This window comes from Microcoleus sp. A003_D6 (assembly GCF_036702825.1).
GTDB lineage: Bacteria > Cyanobacteriota > Cyanobacteriia > Cyanobacteriales > Microcoleaceae > Microcoleus.
In genome coordinates this window covers 1-17,030 of the sequence record NZ_JAUBWA010000090.1, presented here as the reverse complement: position 1 = coordinate 17,030, position 17,030 = coordinate 1, and the positions used below count along the sequence as shown (strand labels likewise).

The 17,030-nt window shown below is 44.9% G+C and carries 17 protein-coding genes and 1 tRNA gene; 16 read left to right on the top strand and 2 right to left on the bottom strand.

What is annotated here, in order from left to right; translation table 11 throughout:
• Window positions 1–297: 297 nt before the first annotated feature.
• From QUB70_RS22450 to urtE, 9 genes are all read left to right on the top strand, one after another.
• Window positions 298–1,197, top strand: a complete 900-nt coding sequence (locus QUB70_RS22450; protein ID WP_332983537.1) for a class I SAM-dependent methyltransferase — start codon at window positions 298–300, stop codon at window positions 1,195–1,197.
• A gap of 113 nt (window positions 1,198–1,310) precedes the next feature.
• The gene (locus tag QUB70_RS22445) at window positions 1,311–2,039 is read left to right on the top strand and encodes an HAD family hydrolase (protein WP_332983535.1); all 729 of its coding nucleotides are present in this window, start codon (window positions 1,311–1,313) and stop codon (window positions 2,037–2,039) included.
• 120 nt (window positions 2,040–2,159) lie between these two features.
• Window positions 2,160–2,232: transfer RNA gene (locus QUB70_RS22440), tRNA-Ala, on the top strand.
• A gap of 442 nt (window positions 2,233–2,674) precedes the next feature.
• A complete protein-coding gene (gene urtA / locus QUB70_RS22435; protein WP_332983534.1) occupies window positions 2,675–3,997 on the top strand; it encodes an urea ABC transporter substrate-binding protein in 1,323 nt (440 codons plus the stop codon).
• Window positions 3,998–4,359: 362 nt separating this feature from the next.
• A complete protein-coding gene (locus tag QUB70_RS22430; RefSeq protein WP_332983533.1) occupies window positions 4,360–5,514 on the top strand; it encodes an ABC transporter permease subunit in 1,155 nt (384 codons plus the stop codon).
• A 27-nt stretch (window positions 5,515–5,541) separates the two neighbouring features.
• Window positions 5,542–6,684, top strand: a complete 1,143-nt coding sequence (gene urtC / locus QUB70_RS22425) for an urea ABC transporter permease subunit UrtC (protein ID WP_332983532.1) — start codon at window positions 5,542–5,544, stop codon at window positions 6,682–6,684.
• A gap of 89 nt (window positions 6,685–6,773) precedes the next feature.
• Window positions 6,774–7,502, top strand: coding sequence for a TIGR00266 family protein (locus QUB70_RS22420; protein ID WP_332983531.1), 729 nt, complete (start codon window positions 6,774–6,776; stop codon window positions 7,500–7,502).
• A gap of 227 nt (window positions 7,503–7,729) precedes the next feature.
• On the top strand, window positions 7,730–8,476 hold the full coding sequence (urtD, locus tag QUB70_RS22415; RefSeq protein ID WP_332983529.1) for an urea ABC transporter ATP-binding protein UrtD: 747 nt from the start codon (window positions 7,730–7,732) through the stop codon (window positions 8,474–8,476).
• Window positions 8,477–8,547: 71 nt separating this feature from the next.
• A complete protein-coding gene (urtE, locus tag QUB70_RS22410; RefSeq protein ID WP_332983528.1) occupies window positions 8,548–9,246 on the top strand; it encodes an urea ABC transporter ATP-binding subunit UrtE in 699 nt (232 codons plus the stop codon).
• Between the two features lie 93 nt (window positions 9,247–9,339).
• On the opposite strand, the gene QUB70_RS22405 is transcribed toward urtE, so the two are convergent.
• Window positions 9,340–10,047 (bottom strand): pentapeptide repeat-containing protein, encoded by a 708-nt coding sequence (locus tag QUB70_RS22405; RefSeq protein ID WP_332983527.1) that lies wholly within the window; start codon window positions 10,045–10,047, stop codon window positions 9,340–9,342.
• A gap of 171 nt (window positions 10,048–10,218) precedes the next feature.
• Here QUB70_RS22405 and QUB70_RS22400 point away from each other — a divergent pair, with 171 nt between their 5' ends.
• On the top strand, window positions 10,219–10,896 hold the full coding sequence (locus tag QUB70_RS22400) for a response regulator transcription factor (RefSeq protein ID WP_332983525.1): 678 nt from the start codon (window positions 10,219–10,221) through the stop codon (window positions 10,894–10,896).
• On the top strand, window positions 10,862–12,259 hold the full coding sequence (locus tag QUB70_RS22395; RefSeq protein WP_332983524.1) for a sensor histidine kinase: 1,398 nt from the start codon (window positions 10,862–10,864) through the stop codon (window positions 12,257–12,259). Before QUB70_RS22400 ends, QUB70_RS22395 begins: the two co-directional genes overlap by 35 nt.
• 22 nt (window positions 12,260–12,281) lie before the next feature.
• Here the strand turns inward: QUB70_RS22395 and QUB70_RS22390 are convergent, their stop codons facing one another.
• Window positions 12,282–12,668, bottom strand: a complete 387-nt coding sequence (locus QUB70_RS22390) for a collagen-like protein (protein ID WP_332983523.1) — start codon at window positions 12,666–12,668, stop codon at window positions 12,282–12,284.
• A 168-nt stretch (window positions 12,669–12,836) separates the two neighbouring features.
• Between QUB70_RS22390 and QUB70_RS22385 the strand changes: the two genes are divergently transcribed.
• From QUB70_RS22385 to QUB70_RS22365, 5 genes are all read left to right on the top strand, one after another.
• Window positions 12,837–13,496 carry a Fe2+-dependent dioxygenase gene (locus tag QUB70_RS22385; RefSeq protein ID WP_332983522.1) on the top strand — a complete coding sequence of 220 codons (660 nt, stop codon included), beginning with the start codon at window positions 12,837–12,839 and terminating at the stop codon, window positions 13,494–13,496.
• Window positions 13,497–13,703: 207 nt separating this feature from the next.
• Entirely contained in the window at window positions 13,704–14,609 is a 906-nt protein-coding gene (locus QUB70_RS22380) for a calcium-binding protein (RefSeq protein WP_332983521.1), read from the top strand.
• 192 nt (window positions 14,610–14,801) lie between these two features.
• Window positions 14,802–15,389: a PepSY domain-containing protein gene (locus QUB70_RS22375; RefSeq protein WP_332983520.1), complete on the top strand. Its 588-nt coding sequence runs from the start codon at window positions 14,802–14,804 to the stop codon at window positions 15,387–15,389.
• Window positions 15,390–15,558: 169 nt separating this feature from the next.
• Window positions 15,559–16,257 (top strand): rubrerythrin family protein, encoded by a 699-nt coding sequence (locus tag QUB70_RS22370; protein ID WP_332983519.1) that lies wholly within the window; start codon window positions 15,559–15,561, stop codon window positions 16,255–16,257.
• A 335-nt stretch (window positions 16,258–16,592) separates the two neighbouring features.
• Complete coding sequence (locus QUB70_RS22365; protein WP_332983518.1) at window positions 16,593–16,979, top strand: Rieske 2Fe-2S domain-containing protein; 387 nt, start codon at window positions 16,593–16,595, stop codon at window positions 16,977–16,979.
• Window positions 16,980–17,030 lie beyond the last annotated feature (51 nt).

Genomic DNA, 17,030 nt, shown 5'->3' with positions numbered 1-17,030 from the left:
AGACCCTGGTTCAATCTCCCAGATTCAAAGCTGCAAGTAAATCTAAAATCTAAAATCTAAAATCTAAAATCGACTGAGTGTAAGGGAAGTAAGGGAGCTTTAATGAATGCTAAGTTGACCCCGGCCCAAAAACGGATACAAGTTTCCGACACTCGTCGCGGGCCGCCCAAAATTTTAGACCCTGGTTCAATCTCCCAGATTCAAAGCTGCAAGTAAATCTAAAATCTAAAATCTAAAATCTAAAATCGACTGACTGCCGTTGGCTAAAATTAGAAGAGTTTTTGTTAAAGGAGTTTTATGGCTGTTGGCAAGGATACAATTTTCGAGCGCTTTTTGTCGCCCCTGATTCGACTGGCGATCGACGAAGAAGCACTGAAACGACTCTACGAAGGTATCGACTGGGAAACAGCGGGCGATCGCTACCGACAACCCGACCTAGTTTATCCCGAATATTACAGCAGCCAAAACTTTCACGGCATTAAAGGCGGCTACCTCAACCCCACTGCCGCCGTTTCTTACGATCCAATCACGCAATACGTCTTGCCTCCCCACGAAACAGTAGTCAGGCAAGGCTTAATTGACGCTGTGCGGGTGAAACCGCGCCGAATTATCGATTTGGGATGCGGCACCGGTTCGACAACGCTCATGCTCAAGCAGGCTTTTCCCGAAGCGGAAGTTGTCGGGCTGGACTTGTCGCCTTATATGCTGGTAGTCGCCTCCATGAAAGCGCAAAAAGCCGGCTTAAAAATCGAGTGGTTGCACGGAAATGCCGAAAGCGTTGCTTTTGCTGACGCCAGCTTCGATTTAGTCGCTGCTTCCTTGCTGTTTCACGAGACGCCGCCTGCTGTATCGCGGGCAATTTTGCGAGAAAGCTTCCGACTGCTGAAGGTTGGGGGACAAGTGGCAATTTTGGACGGAAATCAAAAAACTTTGCGGCAGACAGAGTGGCTGACTGATATCTTTGAAGAGCCTTATATTAAGTCTTACGCGGCTGGCTGCGTCGATGCTTGGGCGGGGGCTGCTGGATTCGCGGCGGTGCAAACTCACGAACACTGGTGGGTGCATCAGGTGACGCAGGGCGTGAAACCTTTGCCTGGGGAAGATTTGGAACAGGTGCGGGTGGCGAGGGGGTGGAATTTGGGCGATCGAACTCCTGATTTTGATGGCGATTTACCGGGCATTCCAGCACCCGCTTGATGTATTAACTGTTGACAAACTAATGACTGATGACCAATGACCAATGACCAATGACCAATAACTAATGACTAATGACCAATAACGAATGACCAATGACTAATGACTAATGACTAATGACTCTAAAAGCAGTTCTATTTGATTTTAATGGCGTTATTATTAATGACGAGCCGATTCACGAGAAAATAATCGATCGATTGATGCTAGATGAAAATCTCCAGCTCAAACGCGGGGAGTTTCGAGAAATTTGTTTGGGAAGGAGCGATCGCGCTTGCATTACCGAACTGCTCCAGCGCCGGGGACGATATCTAACAGAAACATACCTCGATCGACTGCTGCGGAGCAAGGCCGAAGCTTACAAAGCTCAAATAGATACTTTGGAGAAACTGCCAATTTATCCGGGTTTGGCAGAATTTATTGCCAAAATTCGGATCGCAGGACTGAAAATGGCCGTAGTTAGCGGGGCAATGCGATCGGATATAGAATTGGTGTTAGATCGGGCAGGTTTGGCAGCAAACTTTGAGTTAATTGTCGCAGGCGACGACTTGACGGCGAGCAAACCAGCACCCGACGGCTATCTATTGGCTGTGGAACTTCTCAACCAGAAATATCCCGACTTTAACCTGCAACCGATCGAGTGTTTGGCGGTAGAAGATACTTTTGCGGGGATTGAAGCGGCGAAAAAAGCGGGGATTCAAGTTGCGGGAGTGACTCACACTTACCCGTTTCACATGATCCAGCGCCAAGCTAATTGGACGGTGGACTATTTTGCTGATTTAGAGTTGGACAGAGTGGCCCAACTTTGCTCGATCGCTCCCGCTGAGCCGGCTGCGGAAAAAACTTGACCTTTTTAGCAGTTACGTGCTAGTGTAGGTCACGGTCTGCGGACGTGAGAGCCAGCAAGACCTGTAAGCCTTTTAGATTCGGCAATCCCCCATCTAAAATGCTAAATTAAAACTCAATCAGGGGAATTAGCTCAGTTGGTAGAGCGCTGCGATCGCACCGCAGAGGCCAGCGGTTCGAGTCCGCTATTCTCCATAAATCAGGGGCATTTCTACAAGTGACGATCGCACTTCGCTTTGAGTTTAAAGCGAAGTGCGATCGGCCCGGTTTCTGCCTAACTCGTAGCATCAATAAGATAAGTTATGTAAAGAAACCCGGTTTCTAATTTCACACTAATTGCTGAAAAGACGTATTTTGGTGTCTAAACCCGGTTTCAGAACAGAATGCAACGGTAGGCCCGTGCACCAAACCCTTATTTCATCAGTGAAGCTCAAATCTAAAATCTAACATCTAACATAGTATCAGCCGGGTTTCTGCCGCAGTTGCCGTCAATCCCCACAAAGCATTCATTTTGTGAAAAACAATAAGTTTTGTAGCTAAACATACAACTGTCTTATGCACTGAGTCTTAATATCAAGTCGCTATGTGTTATTATTCTCAATCATCTGACTCATCTATTCAAGAGTAACAAGAAAAAATGGCAAAGCGATTCGATCGGCGGAAATTTCTTTTATACGGTTCTGCTACCCTAACATCAAGTTTATTTCTCAAAGCTTGTAGAACTCCCACTCCAACAGCAACTCCAGCCGCTTCTCCCACATCAACAGGAACTACACCACCAGCAGCAAGCAGTGGAAACACGATCAAAGTAGGAATTTTGCATTCCTTGAGCGGCACAATGTCAATCAGCGAAAAAAGTGTTGTCGATGCCGAACAATTAGCGATCGAAGAAATTAATAAAGCTGGGGGTGTCCTCGGAAAACAAATCGAAGCAGTAATAGAAGACGGCAACTCAGACTGGCCGACTTTTGCCGAAAAAGCCAAAAAATTGATCGACCAAGATAAAGTCGTCACCGTCTTCGGATGCTGGACTTCCGCCAGCCGCAAAGCAGTATTGCCGGTATTTGAAGAAAAAAATCATATGCTCTGGTATCCCGTACAATACGAGGGTCAAGAGTGTTCCAAGAACATCTTTTATACTGGGGCAGCGCCGAACCAGCAAATCGAACCAGCAGTTGACTGGCTGCTAGAAAATAAAGGGAAAAAATTCTTCTTAGTCGGGTCAGACTACGTTTTCCCCCGCACGGCAAATACCATTATCAAGGCACAGCTAGCAGCCAAAGGCGGCGAATTAGTTGGGGAAGATTACATCCCTTTGGGCGGGACAGAAGTCACGCCAATTATTACTAAAATTAAGGCAGCTTTGCCAGACGGGGGTGTCATTTTCAATTCCCTCAACGGTGACAGCAACGTAGCCTTTTTCAAACAGTTGCAGGGTGCAGGTTTGGGGCCTGACAAATATCCGTCAATGTCGGTCAGTATTGCGGAAGAAGAAGTAAAGGCGATCGGCGTAGAATATCTTAAAGGTCATTATGCCGCCTGGAATTACTTCATGACTGTGGAATCTCCCGCCAACACAAAATTTGTCGAAGCTTTCAAGGCAAAATACGGCAAAGATAGAGTGACTAACGACCCGATGGAAGCAGCTTACATCATGGTTTACCTCTGGAAGCAAGCCGTCGAAAAAGCAGGGACAGCCGACGATTTGGAAAAAGTGCGGGCAGCAGCTTTGGGTCAAACTTTTGACGCGCCGGAGGGCAAAGTTACGATGGAAAGCAACCACCACATCTCTAAATTTGTGAGGTTGGGCGAAGTGAGAGACGACGGTTTGTTTAACATCGCTTATGCTACGCCAGAAGCAGTGAAACCGGTGCCTTGGAATCAGTTTGTCGCTGAAACAAAAGGCTTTTCTTGCGATTGGTCAGACCCCGCAAAAGGCGGCAAATTCAAAGCGACCTAAGTAGGTAATACCAATTTTGTTAACGTTGGCAACGTATCTTTGATCCCCCTAGGGCGTGTCTTTCAACCCGGAGGGCCCCCCCGGCCCCCTTAATAAGGGGGGAGTAAGAGCATTCAAAGTCAATCCCTACTCCCTTAATAAGGGGGAACTGGAGTCTTCTTTCGTCAACCCTACTCCCCTTAAGAAGGGCGAACTGGAGTCTTCTTTCGTCCCCCTTAAGAAGGGGGATTTAGGGGGGATCGAGACTCGGCGACAAGCGAGATATACAGAGGGTTTTAGTTCTAAGTTGACACCAATTGGATAGAACCAGCCCCTAATTATCCGCGAACGAAGTTAACCGACTTGATGCAGGAGTAACAAAAGTGGCGATATTGGACGGTTTATTTAACGGCATTAGCATCGGCGCTGTTTTGTTAATTGCAGCTTTGGGATTGGCGATTATTTTCGGGCTGATGGGCGTGATTAATATGGCTCACGGCGAGTTGATGATGCTGGGAGCTTATACAACCTTTGTAGTGCAGAACGTGTTTAAAGGTATCGGAGGATTCGCCTTTGAAACCTATATTCTTTTTGCCTTGCCTTTAGCCTTCTTAGTGGCGGCACTGGTAGGATTAATTCTAGAACGCGGAGTGATCCGCTATCTTTACGGGCGCCCGCTAGAAACTCTGCTGGCAACTTGGGGTGTTAGTTTAATTTTGCAGCAGTTTGTCCGCAGCGTGAGTTGGGTGCTGGTGACAGGAATTGCGGTGTTTTGTTTGCTGTTTTTTGGCGCATTGCAGGTGCTAAAGCGGCGCCCCGATTTCGATCGCATTCGCAGCAAAATTATCGCCATCATTTTGCCTCTGTCTTTGGGTATTTCCTGGGCGGTGAGCGCACTTTTAGGGCAAACTTACCAACTGGCAGTAACTAAACCTTGGTTTGGCGCTCAAAATGTGGACGTAACTGCGCCTGCATGGCTGCGCGGCGGCATCCCGCTGGGCAATTTCCAGTTGCCCTACGCCCGAATTTTTATTATTGTGCTGACAGGAATTTGTTTGGCGGGAATTTACTTATTTTTGCAAAAGTCTGTGTGGGGACTTCGGATTCGCGCTGTGACGCAAAATCGCAGCATGAGCGCGTGTTTGGGAATTCCTACCGAAAAAGTAGACGCGCTGACTTTTGCTTTGGGTTCGGGGTTGGCCGGTGTCGCTGGGTGCGCGATTAGTCTGATCGGTTCCGTAGGGTCAAATACCGGACAAAATTATATAGTCGATACCTTTATGGTTGTGGTTGTGGGCGGTGTCGGCAAGATTGTGGGGAGTGTAGTTGCTGCGATGGCGATCGGCACTGCAAATTACCTCATCGGTTCGGGAACAATAGCATTAATGCTGGCTCCCGTCAAGCCTTTAGCTGATTTCTTCACATTTTTTGCCACAACCAGCATGGCAAAAGTAATGGTATTCGCCTTAATTATTGCTTTTCTGCAAGTGAAGCCGGGAGGGATTTTTCCGCAAAAAGGACGCACTGTTGAAAATTAAAAACTACAGCTTTGAGCGCAAAAAAAAATGGAGAATACACAACGAAAGGCACTGCTAAAAGAAGCGGCAATTGTAGGGGCGATCGCCCTAATTCTGATATTGCTCGTCCCTGGAATAGTCCCCGACGTTCGCCTCAACCAACTGGGACGATTTTTAGCACTAGCAATTGCAGCCCTCGGTATAGACTTAATTTGGGGATATACGGGTTTACTTAGTTTAGGGCATGGGGTGTTTTTTGCGATCGGCGGCTACGCCTTCGCCATGCACCTAAAACTGCAATTCCCCCCAAACGCCAGCAGTCAATTGCCGGAATTTATGAACCTCTACGGCGTCACCGAACTGCCCTGGTTTTGGCAACCATTCTATTCATTTCCCTTCTCAGCAGCAGCAGTAGTTCTCATCCCCGCCATTGTGGGCGCAATTTTAGGTTATTTAGTCTTCCGCAATCGGATTCGAGGCGTTTACTTTTCAATTCTCACCCAAGCAGCAACAATTGTATTTTTCAACTTCTTTAACGGCCAGCAAAAACTGATTAACGGCACCAACGGACTCACCGACTTTAAAACCCTGTTCGGAGCCACAGTAAATAACCGAGATACTCAATATATTTTCTACATTCTCACCATACTATTTCTAGCAGCAAGTTATGCCCTCTGCCGCTGGCTGACAAGCGGGCGTTTCGGGCGCTTGCTAGTAGCAATTCGCGACGACGAAGTGCGCCTGCGTTTCTCAGGTTACAATCCCACAGGATACAAAGTTTTAGTATTTGCAATTTCCGCCGGTTTAGCCGGAATAGCAGGCGCTTTATTTACCGTACAAACGGGAATTATTTCGCCAAAAGCGATGGATATTGCCTTTTCAATTGAAATGGTAATCTGGGTAGCAGTCGGAGGTCGCGCTACATTGTCAGGCGCAATATTGGGTGCACTGCTAGTCAACTTTGGCAAGAGTTTCTTAAGCGAACAATTTCCCGAAGTGTGGCTATTTTTTCAAGGCGCGCTATTCCTAATAGTAGTCACAGTGCTGCCTGACGGCTTAGTCGGATGGCTGCAACATCAAGGTTTCGACCAAATCCGCGCCCTGTTCAGAAGACCGAAGTACGCATCTACTTACCCCAGCCTGGAACTTGACCCCGAAGTGCAGCGCGAAAAAGAAGAACTTGAACATTGAGTGCTAAATGATGATGTACGGTATTCTTGCGGATTCCCAAGCAAAGATTTTTAGTAAACTACTCATTTCTTTAACTTTAGGGGCAAAATATGGCAGATATTATTGACTACAAAATCTACGGCGACGACTTGCAACTCATCGAAATTGAGCTAGACCCCAGAGAAGGCGTGAGGGCTGAAGTGGGAGCCATGACATACATGGAAGGCGACATCCAGATGCAAACAGCCACAGGTGGTGGCATATTTCAAGGTTTCAAACGGATGCTGACAGGGGAAAGTTTTTTTATTAGCACCTTTGTCAACAGCGGAAATCGCAAAGCCCGCGTCGGTTTTGCCGCCCCCTATCCTGGGCAAATAATTCCCCTCGATTTAGGTCAACTTGGCGGCAAATTTCTGTGTCAAAAAGACTCATTTCTCTGTGCGGCAAACGGTATTGACATTGATGTAGCTTTCACCAAGCGGCTTGGTGCCGGTTTCTTTGGCGGAGAAGGCTTTATTCTGCAAAAATTGCAGGGTGACGGCCTCGCTTTTGTTCATGCGGGAGGAACAATAGTTGAGAAGAATTTGGGAGTTGGTGAAGTGTTGCGGGCAGACACTGGCTGTTTGGTAGCTTTTGCGCCGACTGTAGATTACGATATTCAGTTTGTGGGCGGCTTTAGAAATGCTTTATTTGGTGGCGAAGGCTTGTTTTTAGTCAAGCTAACCGGGCCTGGTAAAGTGTATTTGCAAAGTCTGCCACTCTCGAAATTGGCTGAGCGAATTATGGCTGCACATACAGCTCCTGTAACGAACAGTTCTAGCAGTTTTCAGTTAGAATAAATCGGCGGTAGGGTGCGTCATCCTGCAAATTTATTTGTTTTTTCCAATACTATTAGCTGACGCACCTTGCAAGAAACTTCCATTACATTCATTTGCTCTGCATTCTAAAAAATATCTGCGTTTATCTGTGTTAATCTGCCTTAAATCGGCGGTTGCCGTATTAATCAAAGATTTATGCAATGCAAGTCTAAGGCAAACCCGTTGTTGTATATTGCAGAATTAAAATTATGAATGGAAAAGTATTAGAAATCGAAAATTTGACTGTTAGTTTTGATGGTTTTAAAGCTATCAATGGTTTGAATTTTAGTATGGATGCGGGGGAACTGAGAGTTATCATTGGCCCAAACGGTGCGGGGAAAACAACTTTTCTCGATTCGATTACGGGGAAGGTGCAGCCGACGGAAGGGCGGGTAATTTTTAAAGGTCGCAATTTGCGGAAATTGTCGGAATATCAGATTGCTCGTCTGGGTATTGGCCGCAAGTTTCAAACGCCGCGAGTTTACTTAAATTTAACGCCGCGGGAAAATTTAGAGCTATCTTCCAACCGCGATAAAAATGTATTTCCAACTCTGTTCAAGCCTTCTCCTGTAGCTGAAAAGCGCACTGTTGCCGGTTTGTTAGAAACAATTGGTTTGGTTGCTAAAGCTGATGTTCCGGCTGGTTTGCTTTCTCACGGGGAAAAGCAGTGGTTGGAAATTGGGATGTTGGTGGCGCAATCTCCCGATTTGTTGTTGGTGGATGAACCTGTGGCTGGTTTGACTGATGAAGAAACGGCGCTGACTGGAGATTTGCTGATTTCGCTAGCAGAAAGTCATTCGGTGTTAGTGATAGAACACGATATGGAATTTGTGCGGCAAATTGCTCAAAAGGTGACGGTGCTGCATCAGGGTTCTGTTTTGTGCGAAGGAACGATGGATGAGGTGCAAAATGACGATCGAGTAATTGAGGTATATTTGGGTAAACCAGAAGATTAGTCATTAGTCATTAGTCATTAGTCATTAGTCATTAGTCAACAATCAACAGTCAACAGTCAACAGTCAACCATATGCTGCAAGTCTCTAATTTGAATGTTTACTACGGCGAAAGCCACATTCTTCGCGGTGTCGATTTAAGCGTGACGGCGGGGCAAATGGTTTGTTTGATCGGCCGCAACGGTGTTGGCAAAACAACTATGCTAAAAACCCTGATGGGGTTGCTGCCAGCCCGCAGCGGCACAATTACTTTTGGCGGTGAGTCTATTGCTTCTAAGTTGACTCACCAGCGGGCAAAATTGGGCATTGGTTATGTGCCTCAAGGTCGCGAAATTATTCCACGTTTGACGGTAAAAGAAAATCTCCTGTTGGGTTTGGAGGCGAAACCAACGAAGACAAAAAATCCTGAAGTTCCCGATGAAATTTTTGAGTTATTTCCGGTTCTGAAAACTATGCTCGATCGCCTGGGAGGTGATTTGAGTGGGGGACAGCAGCAGCAGTTAGCTATTGCTAGGGCTTTGATGGGTGAGCCGAAATTGCTGGTTTTGGATGAACCGACGGAGGGGATTCAACCGTCGATTATTTTGGATATTGAAGCTGCGGTGCGCCGCGTAGTTGCGACTAGGGGAATTTCTGTTTTGTTGGTGGAGCAACATTTGCATTTTGTGCGGCAAGCTGACTGGTATTATGCTATGCAAAAAGGCGGGATTGTGGCTTCTGGAAGCACTAGCGAATTAAGCGATGAGGTGATCCAGAGGTTTTTGGCTGTTTGAGTCAGCAGTCAGCAGTCATTAGTCATTAGTAGGGTGCGCACTGCGCACCTTACTCAATTATCAATTACCAATTACCGATTACCATAGGCTATATTATTGATTTTTTCTGCCGTCGGGCATTGTGGTTCCGGCCATGCTTGCTCGATCGATACTAGCGCCATCTATATTAGCATTGCGGAGGTTGGCACCTGAAAGATTGGCATCTCTTAGGTCGGAAAATCGCAGGTCTGCACCGTCTAGATTTGTCCCGGTTAAGTTGGCTTTTCTGAGGTTGGTGTTGCTGATTCTGGCTCCTATTAATTCGGCTCCGCTTAAGTCTGTGCGAGCTAGATTGGTGTTGACAAAATCTGAGAGCTCGAAGCGACTGCCGCTGAGGTTGGCATCTGATAAATCTGCTCCTGTGACGATCGCATTTTTTAAGCGTATGTTAACTAATTTTATCGCTCGGAGGTCACAGCGGACGCAGCTTTGGGTTAGTAACAGGGTTTCGACGTTGGCGTTGATTTGGTCAATTTGTTGCTGGGAAAACCTTTCAGCAAATTCTGGGGAGACGTAGCCGAGGTTTTTGGGATCTTCTGCTTTTGGTTGGGGTGTTGGTGTTTGGGGTGTTGGTGGTTGAGTTGTTGGTGGTTGGAGTCTTGGTGGTTCGGGTATTTGTGGTTGGATGATTTGTGGTTGAGGTGTTTCTGGTTGGGGTGTTGGTGTTTGGGCGATCGCACTTAGTTGTAGCCCCACCTTCGGCAATTCGAGAGTTGCGGCAAAAATTAGTAGGGCGATCAATAATATTGTGATTTTTCTCATAAATAAATAACAAGAGTGCAAAAATACCATTGATCTTGTATGATACTCCGAAAAGCGAACGCCCTACATTGAGATAAATAAATCTCAACTTAGATCAAATACTTTGGAACCGTCAGGTGTGCCAATTATCCTTTATATTGCTGTTCAGCAGTCAGTATTTAGCAGCGAGCTATGAAGATTCTGTTAGTAGAAGATGACTATCGCATTGCCCAAGCATTAGCAGAAGCCCTCACCGACCAACATTATGCCGTAGATATAGCCGCCGACGGTCAAGAAGGTTGGAACTTTGCAGAAGCTTTTACTTATGACTTAATTCTGCTAGATGTGATGCTGCCAAAATTAGATGGAATTAGCCTTTGTCAGCGCTTGCGCCGACAAGGTTTAAAAACCCCCGTGTTAATGCTAACAGCCAGAGACACCAGCAATGATAAAGTAATGGGATTAGATGCGGGAGCCGATGATTATGTCGTTAAACCTTTTGATTTGCCAGAATTAGCAGCAAGAATTAGAGCCTTACTGCGGCGGGGAAGTACAACTTTACCACCAGTATTAGAGTGGGAAAATCTGCGTTTAAACCCGAATACCTGCGAAGTTACTTATCGCGATAATTTGCTGCATTTTACACCAAAAGAGTACAGTTTGCTCGAATTATTCCTGCGAACAGGAGGGCGCGTTTTAACACGGAGTGCTATCCTAGACCATATATGGGCTTTTGAAGACTCGCCAGGAGAAGAAACCGTAAAAGTTCATCTCCGGGGTTTGCGGCAAAAACTGAAAGCAGCAGGTGCACCAGCTAATTTTATTGAGACTATTTATGGCATTGGTTATCGGCTCAACCAAAACCTCTAATCCCCAATTTCAAGCTTTGGGATGGCGTTTATTGCTATCTTACTTAACAGTGATGGTAGCTATTTTAGGAATTTCTGCTATTGCTGTTTATGAATTATTTGCCAGCAGTCTGTATCAAGAATTAGACCAGCGATTGGAGGTTTTGGCTCAAGCAGCTTCTCACAGTTTAGTTGCGATCGAAAAGCAGCATCTTTCAGAAAATCTAGAAAAAAAAGGCGATGAATCTGACAAAGAAAGTGAACAGCGCAATGATGATTTTCAAATTGAACTCGATCGCGAAAAAGTAACTAGCCAGTTAGACAAAGACGGAGACTTAGACATTCCCTGGCAAAATCTGCGGGAACCAGATCAATCTGTAGAATGGTTTAATGAAGCAGGTGAAATGTTAGGAAATTCCGGCAAGACTTTACCGCCTGTAATAATAAAAGCGGGTTTCCAAACCATACAAAACGGGCAAATTCGGTCGGGAACAATTCCCGTTTACATTTCTTATGATGATAAAAAAAAAGAATTAAAAGGTTATATTCGCACCAGCGAATCTACTAAAGAAGTCGAAGAAGTCCTCAGCAGACTCCGCTGGAATTTGGGTTATGGGAGTATTATTGTTATGAGCTTGACTGCGGTTGGTGGTTTGTGGCTGACTAAGCAATCTCTCAAGCCAATTGAGGATAGTTTTCAGCAGTTAAAACAATTCACTGCTGATGCTTCCCATGAGTTGAGAAGTCCGCTGACAGCGATTAAAACTTCTGTGGAAGTTATGCAGAGTCATCCAGAGAGAATTCATGCAGCGGATGTTAAGAAAATGGCAGCGATCGCCTCTGCTACTAAACAGATGACTCAGTTAGTTGAAGACTTACTTTTATTAACTAGAATGGATGCACCAGCAGCCACGATCGCCCGCGAGTGGATAGCGGTGCCGTTAGACGAACTATTAGAGGATTTGCTAGATTTGTGGGAACTGCAAGCTCAAGAAAAGCAAATTATTCTCAAGTCAAATTTAGCCATTGATACGTCTGTAATGGGAGATGCTGCACAGTTAACTCGTTTGTTTTCCAACTTGATTGGAAACGCAATTCATTACACACCAGCGGGCGGAAGTGTGACTGTTTCTCTGAGTAGACAGAACCGATCGACAATTGTGAGTGTAGAGGATACTGGTATCGGCATTGCTCCAGAAGATGTCAAGTTAGTTTTCGACAGATTTTGGAGAGCAGATCGAGCTAGAAATCGCCGTGCAGGGGGTTTGGGGATGGGATTGGCGATCGCCCAAGCAATTGTCCAAAGCCACCGAGGAGAAATTAGCGTTACCAGTCAGCTAGGAGTAGGTAGCTGTTTTCAAGTAAAATTCTCCTCAGTAGCTTAAGAGTTGATATTAATAGAAAACCTTAACTCTTCTTCCCAGATTCTCCTTGTTCACCGCTTTCTCCTTGTTCACCGCTTTCTCCTTTTTCTCCACTTTCCCCGCCCCTGGAAGCTGTCATTGTGACATTACTATCTGTCAAGGAAAGTTCAGAAGTGAAACTACTTTTTTTCCGGCGTTTTGGTTTTTTTCCTTCGCCGCTTTCTCCTTGTTCGCCGCCACTGCTACTCATTAAGACGATCGGTTTAACCGGCTTGCTGTTGCTCATCGATGAATTAGCAGCATTACTTAAAAGAGAAATAGGGGAAAATTGATTAACACTGCTATCATTCTGGGATGCGATCGCACTACCAGCTACAGAGGTTAAAACGCAAGCTCCAATGCCGAGCCAAATCTTAGTTTTATTTTGCATCTTTCAAAAAGCCTTATTCTGGGTGATTACTGCTACTATCCCAGAAAAAAGTAAAGAACTCGGAAAGAACCAAAAATATCTAATAATTGTTTGCATAAACATTACCTTATTGTTGCTACAATGCGAGTCCATTAGCAACCTGTAGGAGTGTCCGAAATGATTATCTGTATGGCCAATATTCTGACTTCAGAAGAACTAGGATTAATTGTCGATCGCCTAAAAAATGCTGAATTTGTCGATGGGAAGTTAACAGCAGGTTGGTACGCCCAACAAGTAAAAAATAATGCTCAACTAAAAAATGATGCGGCTCCAACTCAGGAACTCAGAAATTTAGTCAATCAAGCACTAAAACGCAATTCTTTATTCCAAATAGCGGCGCGCCCTAAAGCAATTCGTCCCATTATGTTTAGTCGCTATCAAGGAGGAATGTACTACGGGACACATATTGATAATGCGATTATGGGAGATGAAGAACTAATGCGATCGGATTTATCTCTCACTCTATTTCTCAGCGATCCTGCAACTTATACGGGCGGGGAATTAGTGATTGAAAGTACCCAAGGCGAACAAGCTTTTAAACTTGATGCTGGTTCAATGGTTGTTTATCCTACTACAACCTTACATCGCGTGGAACCTGTCACTGAAGGTGAAAGACTAGCGGCGGTGACTTGGGTGCAGAGTTTAGTTCGGGATGCTCACAATCGAGAAATCCTATTTGATTTGGATACGGTTCGCGATACCCTTTTTCAGAAGTCGGGAAAGACAGCGGAGTTTGACTTGCTATCCAAAAGCATTGCTAATTTGCTACGAAAATGGGCTGACGTTTAGGTTGAGCAGGACTTACGCAAGAGACCAAGGGATAAGGGCAACCACCGGGGGAATTGCCCCTACATTCACACGAGATATAGATGTCGTGCGTCCAGGACTATTGAGGAGGTTTTGGAAGCGGATGAAATAAATTTTAGGTCTTTCCGAGTTCTTTACTTTGTTTTGTCACAGTAATTGTAGATGAGTTAAACAACCAGGATCTAACAGATGAGCAACCAAACTAAAATTTGGACAGGCGTGGGACAGTCTTATGTGACACAAGACAATTCTATCGATGTCGATCGAGTATCATCGGAGAGATACCAACTCTCAATTGGCGAAAGTGGCGAAAGTGGTGACAGCAATTCTGGCTACGAAAGTGGCGATGACAGCCGTTACGAAAGTGGTGACAGCAATTCTGGCTACGAAAGTGGTGATGACAGCGGTAACAACATCGGCAACAGCAATTCTGGGTACACAAGTAGTCGCAACGATGATGTATACAAAAATGGTGACAGCAATTCTGGGTACATAAGTAGCAGCAGCAATGATGGATACCAAAATGGTAACAGCAATGATGGATACCAAAATGGTCATCAAACTGGTACTTCAGGGAGTGTTAGTAATTATGGATACGAAAGTGACGGCCATTTCTACGAGAATGAAATTAAAGGTACAGATAGTGATGACAGCTTGACAGGAATTCTTGGCAATAATATTGCTTTAAAAGGAGGCAAGGGCAATGATGTTCTGACTGGCAGCAATGGCAATGATAAACTAGAAGGCGGCAAGGGTTTTGACGCACTTAGCGGCGGTACAGGAAATGATATCGTTGATGGAGGGAAGGGTAAAGATATTCTGACCGGCGGCATGGGTTTGGATTTATTTGAGCTGGAAGGGCGATCGGCTGCAAATATTTTCGATCTCGCTGATATCATCACGGACTTTCAAAAAGGCGCAGACATACTGAAGTTGAAAGATGGCTTAGGAATTTCTAACATTAATATCACTCAAGGAACTGGAATTTATGCTAGCGATACTCTGTTGCAGATAGCAAGTACCGGTCAATATTTGGCAGTGTTGAAAGGAGTTAATGCTGGAAATATTAACGCGACTGATTTCACTTTTTCCTAATTGTAATAATTGCGCTAAACCCGTTTTTTTATAACATGAATTACCCATTTTGACCAAAGAAACCGGGTTTTTTACCGAATCTGCGGGTGATCGCGAAATATTTTCGTAAAAACCCGGTTTCTGCCTACCCGTGCGTCCAAGACAATCTGATTTGTCAACAACAAAACCTCTAAAAAATAGGAGAATAAATAGATGGCTAGCATTAATTTTCGCAAACTTCACCGCCAAGTTGCACCGATTATTTTCATACCTTTACTATTGACTGCATTAACTGGTGTTACCTATCGGCTCGCACAAAGTTGGTTTGGTATAGAAGATGATGCTGCCGAGATTTTTATGGTGATTCACCAAGGAAGCTATCTCGGAAAGGAACTCAGACCATTTTATGTGCTTTTGCTGGCTTTGGGAGTGATTGGGCTGATAGTCACTGGTTTGACGATGACCAAATTTTTTGGTGGCGCACGCCCTGAAAGACCAGGTGCTAAACTTGATTTTCGTAAGGTTCACCGTATTGCTGCACCGATTATTTTATTGCCTTTAACAGTCAGTACGGTGACAGGTGTAATCTATCGAGTTGGCAGAAGTTGGTTTAAGATGCCGAAAGAGGTAGGAGAAGTTTTTCTGAATATCCACCAAGGAGAATATTTGGGAGATTTTTTGATGCCAATTTATGTGTTTTTGGTGGGTTTGGGTGTGATTTTGCTGCTGGTGACGGGAATCAATATGACTGGTATTTTTCGGAAACGTCGCCAGCCAAAAACAGATGGAGAGAACGATTAAACCAGAAATTAATTAGCGTTCTTTCCGACTTCTTTACTTTTATATTTTAAAATATAAGATGAGTCGGGTAAGAAAACAGCATCAAGCAACTAATCTGACTAAGGTTACTGATTTTTTAATAGTAGTTGACTTTCACGATCGCATCGCCTTAAAGAATAGGAACTAAACTATGAGTCACTCAGCGAAAATTCGCAGCATTTTTGGAACAGCTTTTGCTACTGTTTGCCTAACAGCAGTGGCTTTTGTCCCCATCGTTATTAGTACGCAGCAATCCCCAGGTTTAGCTGCACCAACAGAGGCAAAACCAACCCAGAAAATTGCCCAAGCACAGTCGCCAACTCTGAAAAATTTACAAGCAGCTTACAACGGCGAATCTAATGCTAACGTCCGCTATTTAGCCTTTGCTAAAAAAGCACAAGAAGAAGGCTATGGACAAGTAGCAAGCTTATTCCGCGCCACAGCGCGGGCGGAGCAAATTCACCGGGACAATCACGCAGTCGTGATTCGTCAAATGGGAGCGACTCCCCAAAATAAAATTGAAACGCCCCTGGTGAAATCTACCAAGGAAAACCTGCAAGAAGCTATTAAAGGGGAGTCTTATGAGCGAGATACTATGTATCCGCAATTCATTGCTCAGGCACAAAAAGAAGGAAAGAAACCTGCTGTACGCACCTTTGAATTTGCGGTAGAAGCTGAGAAAGGACACGCTAAATTCTATAGCGCGGCTAGCAATAACTTAGCAGCTTGGAAAGGAGGAAGCAAGACTTTCTATGTCTGTCCAGAATGTGGCTTGACGGTAGCGCTAATTGACTTTGAAAAATGCCCTGAGTGTGGTGAACCGAAAGGGAAGTTCGAGAAAATCACCTGATCGGGTGTTTGGTGACAGGATCAAAATAGTGCTATTTTAGATTGGGGTCTTGACAATGTACAAAAGTCAGCTTCAATCTAAGCACTGCGTACCATAAACCGGGTTTCTGAGCATGAATTTGGCGACTAAACAGACGATTGTTGGTAGAAACTTGGTTTTTGAGTCAGGACTTATGCGGATCAATAAACCTGGTTTTTCAACTAATACCCATCGCTGCAAAGGCGTATTTTTGTAAAAACCAGGTTTCTGCATAAGTCCTATCAGCGTAAGTGTTAAAATGTACAAAAGTCAAATTAAATCTCAAAGATCAAATATAGAATCCTAGTAGGTGGGTCATGGATCGTCGGACTTTTTTAGGCTGGTTTAGTGTCGGTTGGGTAGCAAGTTCTTTCCCGATAGCGCTTGCTGCTTGTGCTCAACAAGAGAAAAAATTAGAATCATTAGCAGGTGCAACGAATACTGTCGGTAATACCCCACGTTCTGACGGGTTCATTGCTGCTGGAACTGTTGCCCAATTAAATAAGGAGGGTCAAATCTTCAATAAGGAATCTCCGGTTGGTTCTTTATTGGTAGTCCGCACTGATGCTAATACGATATCTGCTGTCGATCCTACTTGTCCTCACAAAGGCTGTATAGTCGAATGGAGAGCGAAGGAAAAAGACTTGCTTTGTCCTTGTCATGACGCTCGGTTTGCCGCCATTGGTGACAAGTTAAGGCTGTAAGTCTTTTGTCAAGAGGTTTTCAGAGAATTGTTGAAAAAGAACTGGTCAGAC